Below are 14,786 nucleotides of genomic sequence, written 5' to 3'. Positions count from 1 at the left end.
CACCCGGCGCAGCCGGCCCCGGCCCCCTCAACGACATCACGCCGGACCGGCTGCCCGTCTCGGGCACCGGCCCCGCCCCCGCGCACCGACTCGCCCCCGGCGACCCACTTGAGCGCCTGCACACCACCCTGGCCGACGCCGACGCCACCGGCGCCAGCGGCGAACCATCTACCTAAAACAGCACCGAAAGGAAACACCACCAATGCACCCCCAACTGATCGCAGCCCTCGGCGCGGCAGCACTGGCCGCCAGCGCCACCGCAGCCTGCTCCAGCCATCACCCGACACCGGCCCACTCAGGACACCGTGCGGGGCAGCGGAATCGCGGTCGCACGCACCAACGACGCCACCGTCATCATCGACGGACAGCAACACAAGGTCGACGGCCAGCTGGCCTGCACCACTTACGACGATCTCAATGAAACCGTCATCAGCATCGGCACCGCACCCAAAGACGTCCTGATCGCCGTCACCATCGGCGACAAACCCACCGTCAAACGAGTGACCCTGCAGAACATCATCGGCGACTACAACCTCTTCGCCGTCTATCCCGAACACGGCGACAACACCGCGACAGCAACCAAGAACGGCAAAACCTACAGCCTCACCGGCAAAGCCTGGGGAGCCAACAACTCCGGGCAAGAGCTGACCGTGCCGTTCCAGGTCACCGTCACCTGCCCCTGACCCAACCCACTACCGCCGCTGCGCGATTGCGCCACCCCGAGAGGAACAACACACCGTGTTCACCACCGCCCGTATAGCCGCCGCCACCGCCGCGGCAGCACTGGCCGCAGCCGCGGCCACCCCGACAGCACACGCAGACGTGATCTTCATCCGCTGCCAGTTCTCCGTCGACCAACCATTCACCTACGACCTCGGCGGCGCCAAATACGCCGGCAGCCGCATGAACGCCTCCAACTGCCAGACCAACCTTCCCAGCGCACCAGTCACCCTCGAGTTCCACATGCAGGTCGGCTACGGAGACCAAAACAGCGGAGCAACAGACGTTTTCCGCCGCGACTACAGCGCCGTGATCGACGTCCACGACGGCGGCTCCTACTCCGTGCAATTCCCCAACGACGACCAACTCATCGCCCTCAAACCCGGGTCCTACATGGCCAGCGGCACAGCCACATCGACACTCGAAGGCTTCGAACACCCCAAGTCCGTCACCACCAAAATCGCCACCTGGGGCGTCAACTGGGGCAGCCTGCCGCACATGTCCTAACGCTGCACCGCGCTGAGTGTGGGCATGCGCCAGGATTCCTACACCGTCACTGGCCCGAGCAACGCCATTCGATGCGGCCATTCTCGTTTGACCAATGCGAAGTAATGTTCGGCGCGCCGCTGTCAATGACCATGTGGTAGAGCGTGTCGATGTCACCGGGTCCTTGAAAACCAAACCGCGCAAGGTTTTTCGAGTCACTGGCCCATTGGGCTGGGTCAAGGCCGGCCTCGTGTGAGGTTCTCTGAAGTTGGGCCGCGTTGTCAGCACAGAAAGCGGCCAAAGGGGTCTCAGCACGAGCCTGCGGTGGGGTGGCGAAGGCCATGCTCATTGTTGCTGCAACGATAACGAACAGCCCCGACCGAACTTGCTTCGACATAGTGGCCCCCCCACCGGCAACACGCGGCACGTGTAGCGCGACGCTGCCTAGCTACGCTACGCCACCACCAATCCTCTGGCATGGGTTTGATCGGAAAAGCCGACCACGAGGAGTTGAACTGGCCACGGCCAACGGGCAGTGAAGCGGCGGTGTTGAATGGCATCAATCATTGACGGCGCGGGCCACGAATTCCGGACCGTTGTCGAAGCACACGCTGGTCCGCGCGCAGCGGGCAGGTCGAGGCGCTCTGGGCCGAAGACTGAGTCGCCTTGAATTGATGAGAAGGCATTTCAGGCTTCACTGGGGGTGTGGAGTCGAGCGCGCAGGGTGGTTATTTCGAGATCGGCCTGCGCGAGGACGGCTTCGACTTCCGACAGGAGATCCGCCGCGACATTAGCCGTGTTGTGGGTCATTGACGGCGCGAGTGTGCTTATCTCGCTTTCGATTTCGGTGAGCGTCGCACGAATCGCTCCGAGGAGGGCAGAACATCGTGCGTGCTGTCCGGCGATGGCCGGCGGCACCGGGGAAGTGGGTGCGGGTGGGCGGCGCGGCGTGGGCTTAACGTCTCGTGGCAACGTGGGCGTGAGGATGTAGCCGTTGGCGGGAAAGTCGCCATAGATAGTGACATCATCGGGTCGGTGGTGGGCGTAGAGCGCGACGTAGGCGCACATGACCGCGTCGATCTGGTCCTCGGCCCGGTTGAGTTCGAATGGTTGCTCGGCATTTTCGACGGTTCGGCGTACGTGGTTCCAGTCGTCGTGCTCGACGACGTGAATCGCGACGGGGGCTGTTGCGAGGCTTTCGATGGCTCGGATGTACCGGAGCATCTCTGGTTTGCGTTGTGCGGGAGTTCCTTTCTTGAACTTGAAGATTCGCCCCAGTCGGAAGAGTGCGACTGTTGCCGGGTGAGGGTAGACCTCGACCGCGCGTCGGGGACGCGCCGAACGCGGGTCGATGTCTAAGGCGAGCGCTCGAGCTAGGCGAGCACCGCGAGGATCGGCGGAGAACCGCGCGATGTTGGCGGAATTCGCGCCGGCATCGAATCGCGCGAAATCGCGTCCAAGTGTCGTCTCCGCGAGTCGCTGCCCATCCTGGTTGGTAATTCTGAGCGGCGCGTCGATGGCGACGACACAGGAACCTTGTGCGTACGGAGCCACCGTCGCATGGATTTCGTCATCAAAGACATGGGTGCCGATATACGTCAGGTGTCCACCGCTATCGAGGACAGCGATTCCTGTGCGGTTCGGCTTATGAGCCGGGTCAGGGGTGCGGCTGCCCCACGCGAGGTCGATGCCGATGAAATTCATCCGTCCCCCTTTTTGGTGCGTTCCGGTGAGTTGGCGACTAAAGCATCTCGGGGACGCGCTTATCTGTCGTCGCGCCAGGTAGTCGATCCTGCATCAGTGTCTCTTCGACGGTGGCGACGTTACCGCCGAATGGAGTTGTCTCGACGATCACTAGCACGTTGCTTATCGAATCGGTCGTATCCGGCGCTGCCGCTGCGGCGTGGGTAGCCTGAGGGCGATGCCCTCCGTTCACCACGAGAACAGGCGTCGGAGGCAAGCGCCGGCGCCTATGCTGGCCACCCTTGGGGATCCGCCCGTAGATGAGGGATGGTCTGTTGAGTGGAAGTTTGACGGGCAGCGTGGGCTCATCGTGGCCGACCAACACGGCGACGTCGCGGTCTATTCACGAAACGGTGCGCTCATTACGCGCTGCTTTCCCGACGTTGCAGCATCGGTAGCTAGGTCACTCAACGGTCGAGCGGCGGTGCTCGATGGCGAGATCGTCGTTGTGGATGCCGACGGGCGTCCCGATTTCGGGCGGCTACAGCAGCGCTGGCCTCAAAATCGCCGCCCGTCGACGGATTTGCTTCGCACGGCGCCGGCCCTGTTCTACGCGTTCGATGTACTCGCTGTCGACGGCATCGACACCACTGGTGAGCCCTACACCCGTCGCCGCGAGCTCCTCGAGGACGACATTGCTTTGGGATCCCGGTTGCGGGTGGTGCCGAGGTTCGACACGAGGGAGCTCCGCGTCGTCGACGCCCTTGCTGTGGCGGCAGAACACCGCATGGAAGGTGTCGTATCCAAGCGCCTTGAATCCGTATATCGGCCCGGTAGATCGACGGCTTGGCTCAAAACGTGCTGTCGTGTGCGCAGCGAGTTCCTGATCGGCGGCTGGCTGCCGGGTGGAGCTAACCGGAAAGAGATCGGGGCCTTGATTGTGGGTGCCTACGACGATTTCGGCAGGCTGGCTTACTGTGGCACCGTCGGAGCGGGCCTCAGCGCTGCGCATCGCCGGGTACTGCATAAGCGCCTTTCACCGTTAGCCTCTGCGGTTTCGCCGTTCGCGACTGCGGTCCCGCCGGACGTGGCGCGATTTGCTAACTGGGTTCGCGCTGAAGCTGCGGGCGACGTTGAATATCGCGAGTTGCGCGGGATGCTGCGACATCCGTCGTGGAAGGGTCTGCGCGCCGACCTCGACGACGTGACGGCGGTCCGCATGCCTGCCGACGCGCGCGCCCGTTCCGCCTGAGAGTCGCGTGTTTGGTCATCCGTCGTGCGAGTTTCGCTGCTTGCCTTCCGCCGGGCCAGCGGCTCCGGAACCGGCCCCGAAGACCGGCTTAGCCGGGGTTGCCGTCTTGTCCGTTGTTGTTGAGAACCGGCCCCGAAGATCGGCTTAGCCGGGGTTGCCGTCTTGTCCGTTGTTGTTGATGCCGGTTCCGGTGCCGCCGGCCCCGCCGGCCCCACCAAGGCCGCCCTGACCACCGCTGCCGCCGAGCTGGCCGGCACCGCCGGCCACCCCGAAGGTGGTGCTGTTGATCCCGGTGGCGCCGACCCCGCCGGTGCCGCCGTTACCGCCCCAACCACCTGCACCGCCATTGCCCGATAGCAGGCCACCGCGACCACCAGCACCACCAGCGCCGCCGGCACCACCCGTGCCACCGCCCGCAGCGCCCGACACCCCGGAGGCGCCGTTGCCGCCGGCTCCGCCGTGACCGAATAAACCTGCAGACCCACCGGCGCCCCCGGCCAGCCCCGAACCCGCCGGCCCGGAATACCCGGCGCCGCCGTTGCCATAGAGCAATCCCCCGTCGCGGCCGTTGGGGTCCGCGGCCGTTCCGTTGGCGCCATCACCGATCAGGGGACGCCCCAACAACATCGTGGTGGGGGTGTTGATCGCATCCAGAACGCTTTGCTCCCACCCGTGCAGCGGTGAGGCGCAGCCTCGGCGGCGAGATAGGCGCCGCTGGCACCAGCGAGCGCGTGCACAAACTGCTCGTGAAACGCCGACACCTGCGCGCTCAGCACCTGATAACCCAGCCCATGAGTAGAAAACAGGACCGCGACCGCCGCCGACACCTCATCCTCGGCCGCGGCCAGCAGACCCGTCGTGGGCCCCATGGCGGCGGTATTGGCCGCACCGACTGCCGCACCCACACCCGCCACATCGGAAGCGGCCGCATTCAACCACTCCGGGATCACAACCACCGACATGAAATCCTCCGTTCAACGCGCCCGGTGGAGCTATGCCCAGGTCCACTAGGGATGAAAGAGCGACCCGCAGAGCTCACGCCGACAACCCACGGGTGAGTCCGGCGAAGAAGGGCATCCGGGCCTGACGGCGCTGTGCCGCCGAGACAGTCACCCCAGACGGGCCACCGTCACCGCCCATCGACACACTCACCACAGTCAGCACCCGCCCGAGAGAAAGCGCTGAACGGCATCCGGTAACCGACAACACAACACCCACTTCTCACGCGTAATCCATTGGCTCACAGCGGATCGTGGACGTCCCAACCGCTAACAATCAACTCCGTTCTGCACAGCAATCACACCAACGGCAGTGCAATCTGCACAACACCACCCCGGCGGCCCGGCGCCTCCATCGAGGCGGATGGATGGGCGTTGACGGGGCGTCCCTTCCCCTAGTTGCACCTCGACGAGCCAGCACAGCTGGGCTGTCCCGTCGCAAGAAAGTATCGTCGGGACCGTTACAAGGAGGGGATGAGGTTGTCACGTCGAGTGGTTGCCGGGCGGTACGCCGAGATTGCCAACACGCGTCGTGTCGGTGGGCAGTGGGAGGTATTCCAGGCCAGCGATCTCGACCGGGGTGGGCGTCACGTGGCGGTGAAAGTCGTGCCGGCAAAATCTGACGAGATCTTTCGGATCTACTTTGAGCGAGAGACCGCGGCGATGCGGACCCTGAGCCACGCAAATGTTGCCGCACTTCTCGACTCCGGCATCGACGACGCGGCGGGACTCTATTATGTTGTGCTCGAATGGATTCCGGATACCCTCAAGACGTGGTTGGCCGGCTTGCCGGAAACACCGGGCTGGGACGATGTCGCCGACACCGTCGCTTTGCCCTTAGCTTCGGCGCTAGCGCATTCGCATTCGCTGTCAGTCCTGCACCGCGATGTAAAACCGGGAAATGTGCTGTGGACCGGTGGCAAACCGTTGCTTGCCGATTTCGCACTGAGCAAGATCAAGAAGCAAATCGCCGCGGCGGAGGATGCCACGGTGATCGGGATGACCAGCGCCCCCTGGGCGCCACCGGAACAGACCTCGCGCGGGTCGGCGCGGTTCGACGTGTATGGACTGGCCGCGACGCTGTTGCAGTGCGTGAGCACCCAGAAGTTCTCTGCCTACCACCACGTCACGGCGGCACTCAACGATGCCGACACTCCACCGCCGGTGACCGACCTGTTGCGCCGAGCGCTGGACCCGGATCCAGCGGTCCGCCCCGCAGACGGGCAGGTCTTCTTCTATGAGCTGCAAGCTATCCAGACAGCGCGCGCAAAGAACTGGCACCGGGCGCGGCAGGTGCCGTTCCTGTTGACACGCATCGCCCGTGAGACGCTGCTGCAGGCAGGGGAAGGCCGCCGGGCTGAGGACGTCATTGAGCAGCGGATGGGCACAGCGACTTACGCGGTACCTCGCCTGAAGACTGCGCCCGATGGGCAGACACACCTGAGCGCTGATGAGTTCCAGCTGGTGGGCGATCAGGTGAAACTGGTGCTCGCGTTCGAAGGGGACACCAAGCTGAAGTGTATTCGGGCCGAGGTGGCCGACTTTGAAGATCTCGAGTATCTGCGCCGACTCGAGGAAGCGGTCGTGCTTGATTCGCGGGAACTGGTGTTTACGGCACGACCGCCGCTGCGGCCGGCGGAGTCGGCCAAGGCGGCCTGGGAGCTGAGAGCCCGGTTACGGAAAGCGGTGCAGGACGCGGGCGATCGATCCAGCGAACGAATCAAGAATGCGCGGCTGACCTCGTGGTCGAAACTCATTGACGCCAAGGAGCAATTGGAGAAGCGCCTCGAAGAACCCATCACATACAGCCGAGTCGGGAGTTCCGGTATCGAATTCACCTTGCAGTCCAAGACTGCGTTGTCGGCGTCGATTCTCGACCAGGAACGCATCGCGCGCCCGCTCGGTGATGAGGTGACCGGCAAGGATGTCCGTGTGGTCGTTGTCGACATAGACGACACAGACGGTACCGACTTCACGGTGCGCGCCGCGGGCCGCGGTGCTGATATCCCGTTCGACGGGGTCCTGGTGCGTGATCGCACGCCGTCACGGGCAGCCATCCGTAGGCAAAAGGACGCCCTGGCGGCGCTGCGGGAGGGCAGCGCGGCGCGGCCGCATCTACGTGAGCTGGTTCTCGACCCGGCGCAAGCGCAAGCGCCCGATCCTGTCGAATTCGTCGCTCGGACAGAGGGTTTGGACGAGGACAAGAAGGTTGCTGTCGCACGGGCCCTGGGCTCTTCAGACCTGTTCTTGGTCGAAGGGCCGCCCGGGACAGGCAAGACGTCGTTCATCTGCGAGCTGGTCAACCAGTACTTGGCGGCGCGACCCCACGACAAGGTGCTGTTGGTGAGCCAGATGCACGTCGCGATCGATAACGCGATCACCCGACTAGAAAAGTCGGGGGTGGAGGCGGTCGTGCGGCTGTCAAGCAAGGACGACCGGGTCGATCCGGAGGCCACGCATCTGCTGTTGAGCAACAAGCTTGAGGCATGGCGGGCAGGGGTGGCCGAGCGGGCCGAGGAAGGCATGAGCAAGCTGGCAGCCCGTGAGGGTGTCCAAATCGAGCACCTGATCTTGGCGTTGCGCGCCGAGGAGGCCTTGGCGACACTGCGCCGCCAGCGCGGACACGCCGAGGCCCTGGGCACGTTGTCAACCGATGATCGGCTCGACAACGAAGACCTGCCCGAACAACGGGCCGACATGCTCGCCGACTATCAGCGTGCCAGCGAGCGCGCTGAGCAAGCTGTGGCTGAGGTGCGTGCCGCGGCCGGTGAAGTGGGCGTGGACGTGCCCGACCCGCTCGATGAGTCGACGCTGGCGGCCTTGGTGGAGGCCGTCCTGGGTGGCGCGGCGCAGCGCAGATTGCATCAGCTCGTTCAAACGCAGGGAGATTGGCTGGCCAGCCTGAATGATCCGGCGGCGGCCGAACCGATGTTTCTTCCCACCCAGAGCGTGGTAGCAGGCACGTGCATGGGGTTTGTGGCCAATCGCAATGTCGGTGAGATGCAGTTCGATCTGTGCATCATCGATGAAGCATCGCGGGCGACCGCGGCGGAACTGTTGGTGCCGATGACGCGGTCCAAGCGGTGGGTGATGGTCGGGGACACCAAGCAGCTGCCACCGATGGCGGAGGAAGTCCTGGGCCACCCCGATCTGATCAAGACGTTCGACCTTGACCGCGCTGTGGTGTCGACATCGCTGTTTGACACGTTGTTGGCTGAGGTGCCCGATGCGTGCCGGACTCGTTTGGTGACTCAGCACCGGATGGCGGCCCCGATCGGTGAACTCATCTCGCAGGCGTTCTATACGGGTGAACTGGTCCATGACCCGGTGCCCGTCCTCGATCCTTCCAGCATCGAGGAGGATGAACGGCTGATCTGGTTTTCCACCAGCCACCGCGGCAATCGGTTTGAGGAAGCGAAGTTCGCCGGCAGCGTAAGCGCCTCGAACAAGCTGGAGGTCGAGAAGGTCGCTGATCTGGTCAAGCGTCTCGACGAGCGGGCGGCCGCGGGCCGGTACCGGCGTTTGGACGGCGAGAAACTACACGTGTTGGTGCTCAGCGGCTACAGCAAGCAGTGCGGGGAGATCACGCGCGCTCTGCGCCGCCTGGGCTGCCGTCATGTCGATGCGCAGGTGAAGACCATTGACGCGGTACAGGGCAGGGAAGCTGACGTAGTCATTTTCTCGGTGACCCGCGCCAACCTGGCCGGTGAACTGGGCTTTCTCGGCCAGCCGTATGCCGGGCGGATCAACGTCGCGCTGTCGCGGGCCCGTGAAGCCCTGTGGATCGTGGGCGACTCCGAATTCTGTACCTCGCGTGAGGGCCCACTTAGGGACGTGCTGCACCACATCGCTACAAGCCCGGCGGGGCGGGTTGAGTACCTGTGAGCCGCGACATCCTGGCCGACGCTGCCCGCAAACACGCCCACATGCTGCCCGGGCATATCCTGCTGGCGGCCGAACCCGCGGCCCTTCCCGCCTCCACGCTGACCGTCGATCTGCTCGTCGAGCACGCCGAAGAGCTTGACGCAGCACAGAAGTACGCGTTGCGCGCCATGCTGAACGGCATCGACACCGCCGACGATCTGCAGTTGTTCCTCGGCCTGGATCACTCCGACACCGCCCGCGCCATCGCGGGATTGCTGGAAGCGGAATACATCGACTATCGGCCTCCCAAACCTGGGCAAGCGCGGCGGTTGACGCTGCTGGACACCGGACGTGAAGCGGCACGTGATGCACAGCTGCGCCGGCCGAAACCGGCGTCGATCCAAGTGGTCTACGACCGTCTTACCGGGCGGTTGACCGGGTGGCGCAAGCAAGCTCTGAGCAGAGCGGTGGTGGCCAAAGCCGATGAGGGCCGGATCCTGCTGCCTCCGGCAAGTAGTCGTCACGTTGAACTTGAGGATCTCACCGTGGGCCAGCTCACCGAGGCGCTGCAGTTACGCCGCGAGACGGTGCGCGTTCTCGGTATCGCTGGCGTTACTGAGAACCGGAACTACTACTACAACGCAATCCTATTGGTGTACAAAGACATCGACTCCAACGCGTTGCGCCTGGGGGTCGATATCGATGGAGAGTGGTCCGAAGCGCACGATACCGCGTTGGACAGTATCGGTGCCGTCGATCGCCTTGGTCTTTCTGCCGCGCCTGCGGACAGCCCGTATGAACCGGTCCCTGACTCGGATACGACAGGTACCCGGCTGTCTCGCGAGGAAGTCATTGCCATTCAGAAGGCCTTCACCGAGGAGGAGACCGGGGCTGACAGCGCGGCACTGGACCGTGCGCAGATCAGGTGGCTCGGTGTCTACGAGCACCCGCAGTGGCTTGATGACGCGCTGACCAACTCCAAGCGGCGGTTGTTGATCATCAGCCCGTGGATCACGCGTAGTGTCGTGACTGCGCGGTGGGTGCGCCGCCTTGAACAGCTCTCCCGCACAGCCGATGTCACCATCTTCTGGGGATTCGGCGACAACGAAAAGACTGACACCAACGCGTTGGAAGACCTGCACGAGGCGGCGAAACGATCGACCCGGCTGGCGATCGTCAAAGTGGAAGATACCCACGCCAAAGTGCTTGTCAGCGATACCTACTACATCAAGACCAGCTTCAACTGGTTGTCGTTTCGTGGTGACCGGTCCCGCAGATATCGACAGGAAGAGGGTGATCTGGTCCAAGACCAGGAACTCGCCGACCGCCAGTACGACCGATACATGACCGAGAACTGCGGCCGCGCAATGGAAGTCGTTGGCACACTGCCCGAAAAATACCGGCCGCTGGTGGCGGCGCGCGGCACTGCTGGACGCGATGCATCAACTGTGCATCCCAATGCTTCTGCCGGGCAGTCAGCGACCGCCGCCCTTACGGTGTCTGCGGCCAAAGGGGCGCGGAAGGGCCGCGGAAGCCCGCGAAAGTCAGCTAGGCCGGCGGGCTCTCGGGATGAGATCCGCAAGGCCGCGCTGCGCAGAATGACTGTCGGGCAGACCATGTCGGGCGTTGTCAAAAGCATCGCCGGCTTCGGGGCGTTCGTGAATCTCGGTGATGACGTCACAGGTCTTATCCACATTTCGCAGTTGTCGACCCGCAGGGTCGGCCATCCCACCGAAGTCGTCAACGTCGACGACCACGTCATCGTGACCGTCCTGAATGTCGACGTGGAAGCCGGGCGGGTCTCACTGAAACTGACCCGCCGCACCTAAGTGTCCTGAGTCGTGAATTCGGGTGCAGTAGTCGCCGATGCTGGCCCGGATCTGGTCGGCGGTTTGGATTAAGCCGCAGGGGTGTTGGTTCGCGCTGGCGGGTGTGCTGAGGCGCTCTCAGGAGCCTCGCGCAACCCGATAAGTTAGCTGTGCGACAAGAGCGCAGAAATGCTATACCCATGAGTATGGAGACTGTCGGGATCGGCGAATTGCGGCACAAAGCTTCGCAGGTCATTGTGGCGGCCGAGAACGGGACGACCTACCGCGTCACCAACCGTGGCAAGGACACAGGTGTGGTCATCACCAGGCAATCGCCTGCTGCGCCTCCTGAGCAACGATCCGGAGTCAGGCTCGAACAAATTGCGAAGTCCGGGGTATACGATCAGCCGAAGCCGGCCGGGTACGAACAGGCACTCTTGGAACTCTTCGAGCGCGGACGCGACCAGGCGGGCTGGATCGGCTATCGATGAACATCCATCTGGATGCCAGTCTGTTGCTTCAGCGGCCCCGGTAGGAGCTGGTGCCGCCTGGCGGCCATCAACTCTTCGTTCCTGCGGTCGTATTCGCTGAGTTAATCTGAGGCACAATATATTTCCGGCCCCGCAATCGCTGCATTCGCCGCACTAGATCTGATTAAAATGCGCAACGCCTACGACAGATGGCCCGCCATTCGCCCAACGTCTACCGCGGCTGTGGCGTCGCCAACCACGCAGCCCTAGCCAACGAAACACCACCGACTTTCGCCGGGCTTGAAACCGCGCTATTAGGTCTCGGCGCAAACATGCTAGGGATCTGGGTGGTCGGTGCGGAGATAAGCTCAACCCGTGGCAGGTGAGTTGGTGCGCTGTATCGACGGCCGCTGGATGGCCCGGCCGCCGCAGTGCTGTCCAGCTGGCCATACGCTGCAGCCAGGTCGAATGTTGGTCGGTTCGATCCCATGCTCTTGTGGCCGGCACATCAGCTGGGAGTGCACCTGCGGTGCCGTCGCTTACGGGCCTGAACTGCAGGACACGTGCTCGTTGCTTCATGGTCCCGCGCGAGTGCGTAACTGCTAAGCGTCGGCTGCGGGCCCTTCCTTCGCCATGAGGTGATGGTGACAGCGCCGCAAGTCGGGGACTCGCAAGTCTGGGCGCCCGCCAGCGGCGCGCGCGTGATGAAACATTGGGTACAGGACCGACGGTGAGAGGTGGCGGTCGGGATCGAGAACGGAAGGGAAAAGAAGTGCCTCGCCATTGGGTGGAACGTGGTGGCGCAGGTGGGCGTTGATCCGTGGCGCCAGGGTCGCCGGGATAGGGATGTCTCGAATTCCGAGGGTGCTTTTCGGTGTGGTGACCTCGAAGCGTCGGTGGGCCAGCTTCACCGCCCGGCGCACGCGCACGATGCCGGCCATGAGGTCGATGTCTTTGCGCCGCAGCTCTGCCAACTCGCTAAACGGCATGTCGCACCAGGCGGTCATGAGGATCAGGAGCTGATACTGCGCTGGCATCGCCGCGGCGATCGCGCCGAGTTCCTTGGCCGTTACGGGGTTGGCCGCCTCGGTGCGTCGGGAGGTTTTGACGGCGGGGTTCTGGCAGGGGTTGGCAGCGATGATGTTGCGTGACAACGCGTCTTGGAGGATCGCGCGAAGTAGTGAGTAGGCGTGAATCCGCACGGTCGGTGCGCTGGCGTCGGTGGCGGTGTACCAGGCCTCCACACTGTCGGGCGTGATATCGCCGAGGGCCATGCGTCCGAAGGTCGGCAGAATGTGCTTGTCCAGTAGTCGGCGGTAATGCGTAAGGGTGTGTTGGCTGATCACACGCTGTTCAACCCACGCCGGACCATAGGAGGCGAACGACATTGGGCCGCAGCTGATGTCGATGGCCGGTCTCCCTTCGCTTAGCGGGTAACGTCTTGGCGCCAGTGAGGCGCGAGCGCCCGCGATCACGTACGCCCACTGTTTGCGGCCCGTTGCGGTTCATAGTTGTTGTGGGACAGTCGCTCGGCTACTGTGTCGGTTCCTGGCATCCACCGCAACGTCACCAGTGCCACGGCGACGTCGATCAGGTTCTCCTTGAGAGGTCGTGGCAGCGGACGTTGCGCCGTGTCAAGTCGATTCAACATGGTGTTGCGGTGGGTGAACAAAGCTTTCGCTGCGTGCGTGACGTTGCAGCCGGCTTCGATGTAGGCCAGCACTGAGGCGTGTATGGACGGGGAGGCGAATGCGAAGTCTCCCAGTGTCCGCTGGATGAAATCAATTGCTTCTGCACGATTTTTCGTCACCAACCCGATGAGCTGCAGTTGCGTGGAACTGTGTAGGACGCGCTGAGGGCATTTCAACTGTGCCATTATGCGCTGGGCGGTCAAAGGGTCGCGGTGGCTGCGGACGAACCCTGTAATTCCGTAGCCGGGCCCACCGATCGCCATGTACACCTGCGGTGCGATGGCCGCCTCGATCTGACCAGGATCAACACATTCCACCTGGTGTGCCCACACCCAGTGGGATTGGGCGCCGGACGTCACTGAAAGCGACTGGCCGGCGCAGGCTTCGATCAACGCTTTGGCGGCGTCCTCCACCGCGGCTGCATCGTCGCCTCGATCAGACCAGATGACAGCTGCGGTGTGCGGCAGGTCCAGGCGGTAGCCCAACAGACCCGCCACGACGGCGGTGTCGGTGTCGGTAGCGGTGCTATAGAGCAGGGACTCGATCAGCGCGCGACGCTCGAGGTTCGTTTGGTGCTCGATGCCAGCGTGGTGCGACTCGGCGTGCGTGGGGGCGCACACGTATCGGCTTGCGGCATCAAGGAACTCGCTCAATCGGGACATGGACAGGTTGAGCACCTCGCGTAGCTCCTCGGGGTCGGCGCCGAGGCCGAACGCGATGTCCGTCCAGCGGCGCCATGCCACGGTCTGGGCGATGCGGAAGATGTCAGGGGTCGAGGCGGTTAGTCCGCGCGGTGCGCCAGCATGCGAGCCAGGTCGAGATTTTCTGCGGTGTCCAGCAGGGGAGGGGCCGGAGCAATGGGGGACTGCATCATGGCCGAGCCCCAGCGACGCAGGTTCGCTCGGTGCGCCCGCGACATCGCCACCGCCAGATCCGGATCTGCGGCGACTTGTGGCAGGGACTGCGCTGTGGCGTGTGTGATGTCAGCAAGCCACTCATCGCCCGATTCACTGGCCAGCTGCAAGCCGGCGCGGATCAGGTCGTGCACCCGCGTAGACGGTTGGCCCCAGAGCACGCCCCAGAGTGTATGGGGGACGACACCTTGAGAATTTGTGCACAAGACCCAAAAAGATGCTGCTCAATTGTGCACTCTGCCACGCTTTCTCCGCCCCATTGGTACGCGACCTGACAGCGTGAGGATCGGTTGCATCAGGGTTTGACACTGCTTGGGCTGGATGACGGTGTAATTGTCCCAGCGGCCGTCGTCTTCGGTGGTTGGCGACCAGTTGATCGTGCCGGTGTAGGTGGCTTCCCGACCAGCATCGGGTCCGCGGCCGTAGACCTCCATGCCCACACCGATAACCGATGTAGCCAAGGTTTGGCAGAGCCGTTCGTCGGGCCCGGCGCTGAGCTGTTCATATGCGAAACGGTCTCAACCAACTCCGACGATACGTCGGGTGCCGCGATGTATGGGACTCGCAGCTAGCCGGGAAAAGACCACTACTCTGGGCTGTGACGGTTGAGTTGGGGATCGTTACCGCGATCGCGGTTTTGCGCTCGCATTTTTGCACACATGAGAGTGACAGGGTGTCTACTTCAGAAGTCATTGTGATCGCCGGCCGGGAGCGGTCGATCGAAGAGTGTGTGGCCCAGCTGCGGCAGTATCCGGGCCGGACCATCGTCGACTACGACTTGCCTGGTCCCGGCGACCCGGAAGTGCTTACTCGTGCGGAAGTAGGGCCTTGACCCCGGATGGTGGACACGGGATTTGTGTTACGCAGCTTCGGGCAGCGTAGTGGTTGTGTGATTCTTTT

Annotated in this window: 14 protein-coding genes and 1 pseudogene; 7 read left to right on the top strand and 8 right to left on the bottom strand. The window is 63.6% G+C overall.

All coding sequences use genetic code 11. The features are described 5' to 3' along the window. Nucleotides 1-305: 305 nt before the first annotated feature. Nucleotides 306-683, top strand: coding sequence for a lipoprotein LpqH (locus tag AO501_RS04755; RefSeq protein ID WP_055576622.1), 378 nt, complete (start codon nucleotides 306-308; stop codon nucleotides 681-683). A gap of 55 nt (nucleotides 684-738) precedes the next feature. Then, the gene (locus tag AO501_RS04750; protein WP_055576621.1) at nucleotides 739-1,227 is read left to right on the top strand and encodes a hypothetical protein; all 489 of its coding nucleotides are present in this window, start codon (nucleotides 739-741) and stop codon (nucleotides 1,225-1,227) included. Between the two features lie 46 nt (nucleotides 1,228-1,273). Here AO501_RS04750 and AO501_RS36815 read toward each other — a convergent pair whose 3' ends face one another. Beyond that, on the bottom strand, nucleotides 1,274-1,603 hold the full coding sequence (locus AO501_RS36815; RefSeq protein WP_156452309.1) for a hypothetical protein: 330 nt from the start codon (nucleotides 1,601-1,603) through the stop codon (nucleotides 1,274-1,276). Between the two features lie 290 nt (nucleotides 1,604-1,893). Next, nucleotides 1,894-2,910 carry a DUF429 domain-containing protein gene (locus AO501_RS04745; RefSeq protein WP_063892807.1) on the bottom strand — a complete coding sequence of 339 codons (1,017 nt, stop codon included), beginning with the start codon at nucleotides 2,908-2,910 and terminating at the stop codon, nucleotides 1,894-1,896. A 217-nt stretch (nucleotides 2,911-3,127) separates the two neighbouring features. Here AO501_RS04745 and AO501_RS04740 point away from each other — a divergent pair, with 217 nt between their 5' ends. Then, entirely contained in the window at nucleotides 3,128-4,141 is a 1,014-nt protein-coding gene (locus tag AO501_RS04740) for an RNA ligase family protein (protein ID WP_082658384.1), read from the top strand. 144 nt (nucleotides 4,142-4,285) lie between these two features. Here the strand turns inward: AO501_RS04740 and AO501_RS40595 are convergent. Both AO501_RS40595 and AO501_RS40020 read right to left on the bottom strand, forming a co-directional pair. Continuing rightward, a pseudogene (locus AO501_RS40595) lies at nucleotides 4,286-5,103 on the bottom strand (PE family protein). Between the two features lie 73 nt (nucleotides 5,104-5,176). Next, nucleotides 5,177-5,305, bottom strand: coding sequence for a hypothetical protein (locus AO501_RS40020; RefSeq protein WP_269435163.1), 129 nt, complete (start codon nucleotides 5,303-5,305; stop codon nucleotides 5,177-5,179). A gap of 326 nt (nucleotides 5,306-5,631) precedes the next feature. On the opposite strand from AO501_RS40020, the gene AO501_RS04730 reads away from it, so the two are divergent. The 3 genes from AO501_RS04730 to AO501_RS04720 all read left to right on the top strand — a co-directional run bounded on the left by AO501_RS04730 (nucleotide 5,632) and on the right by AO501_RS04720 (nucleotide 11,302). Continuing rightward, nucleotides 5,632-9,024, top strand: coding sequence for a serine/threonine-protein kinase (locus tag AO501_RS04730; protein WP_055576619.1), 3,393 nt, complete (start codon nucleotides 5,632-5,634; stop codon nucleotides 9,022-9,024). Further along, nucleotides 9,021-10,832, top strand: coding sequence for a S1 RNA-binding domain-containing protein (locus AO501_RS04725; protein ID WP_055576618.1), 1,812 nt, complete (start codon nucleotides 9,021-9,023; stop codon nucleotides 10,830-10,832). The genes AO501_RS04730 and AO501_RS04725 overlap by 4 nt, the downstream gene beginning before the upstream one ends. 179 nt (nucleotides 10,833-11,011) lie before the next feature. After that, entirely contained in the window at nucleotides 11,012-11,302 is a 291-nt protein-coding gene (locus AO501_RS04720; RefSeq protein ID WP_156452307.1) for a type II toxin-antitoxin system Phd/YefM family antitoxin, read from the top strand. Nucleotides 11,303-11,883: 581 nt separating this feature from the next. On the opposite strand, the gene AO501_RS04715 is transcribed toward AO501_RS04720, so the two are convergent. The 4 genes from AO501_RS04715 to AO501_RS04700 form a co-directional block, all read right to left on the bottom strand. Beyond that, on the bottom strand, nucleotides 11,884-12,669 hold the full coding sequence (locus AO501_RS04715; RefSeq protein WP_055576616.1) for a tyrosine-type recombinase/integrase: 786 nt from the start codon (nucleotides 12,667-12,669) through the stop codon (nucleotides 11,884-11,886). A gap of 83 nt (nucleotides 12,670-12,752) precedes the next feature. Continuing rightward, nucleotides 12,753-13,715 (bottom strand): PucR family transcriptional regulator, encoded by a 963-nt coding sequence (locus AO501_RS04710; protein WP_055576615.1) that lies wholly within the window; start codon nucleotides 13,713-13,715, stop codon nucleotides 12,753-12,755. A 38-nt stretch (nucleotides 13,716-13,753) separates the two neighbouring features. Further along, entirely contained in the window at nucleotides 13,754-14,020 is a 267-nt protein-coding gene (locus AO501_RS04705; protein WP_055576614.1) for a hypothetical protein, read from the bottom strand. 90 nt (nucleotides 14,021-14,110) lie between these two features. After that, on the bottom strand, nucleotides 14,111-14,320 hold the full coding sequence (locus AO501_RS04700) for a hypothetical protein (RefSeq protein WP_055576613.1): 210 nt from the start codon (nucleotides 14,318-14,320) through the stop codon (nucleotides 14,111-14,113). Nucleotides 14,321-14,559: 239 nt separating this feature from the next. Between AO501_RS04700 and AO501_RS04695 the strand changes: the two genes are divergently transcribed. Continuing rightward, nucleotides 14,560-14,718 carry a hypothetical protein gene (locus tag AO501_RS04695; protein ID WP_156452306.1) on the top strand — a complete coding sequence of 53 codons (159 nt, stop codon included), beginning with the start codon at nucleotides 14,560-14,562 and terminating at the stop codon, nucleotides 14,716-14,718. Nucleotides 14,719-14,786: the final 68 nt, after the last annotated feature.

This window comes from Mycobacterium gordonae (assembly GCF_001417955.2).
Taxonomy (GTDB): Bacteria; Actinomycetota; Actinomycetes; order Mycobacteriales; family Mycobacteriaceae; genus Mycobacterium; species Mycobacterium gordonae_B.
This window is presented reverse-complemented; position numbering and strand designations above follow the sequence as displayed.

What these genes read in the sequence shown, in the direction of transcription:
- AO501_RS04745 (WP_063892807.1), bottom strand. Translation starts at nt 2,910, where the DNA reads ATGAATTTCATCGGCATCGACCTCGCGTGGGGCAGCCGCACCCCTGAC.
- AO501_RS04720 (WP_156452307.1), top strand. Translation starts at nt 11,012, where the DNA reads ATGAGTATGGAGACTGTCGGGATCGGCGAATTGCGGCACAAAGCTTCG.
- AO501_RS04740 (WP_082658384.1), top strand. Translation starts at nt 3,128, where the DNA reads ATGCCCTCCGTTCACCACGAGAACAGGCGTCGGAGGCAAGCGCCGGCG.
- AO501_RS36815 (WP_156452309.1), bottom strand. Translation starts at nt 1,603, where the DNA reads ATGTCGAAGCAAGTTCGGTCGGGGCTGTTCGTTATCGTTGCAGCAACA.
- AO501_RS04715 (WP_055576616.1), bottom strand. Translation starts at nt 12,669, where the DNA reads ATGTCGTTCGCCTCCTATGGTCCGGCGTGGGTTGAACAGCGTGTGATC.
- AO501_RS04700 (WP_055576613.1), bottom strand. Translation starts at nt 14,320, where the DNA reads ATGGAGGTCTACGGCCGCGGACCCGATGCTGGTCGGGAAGCCACCTAC.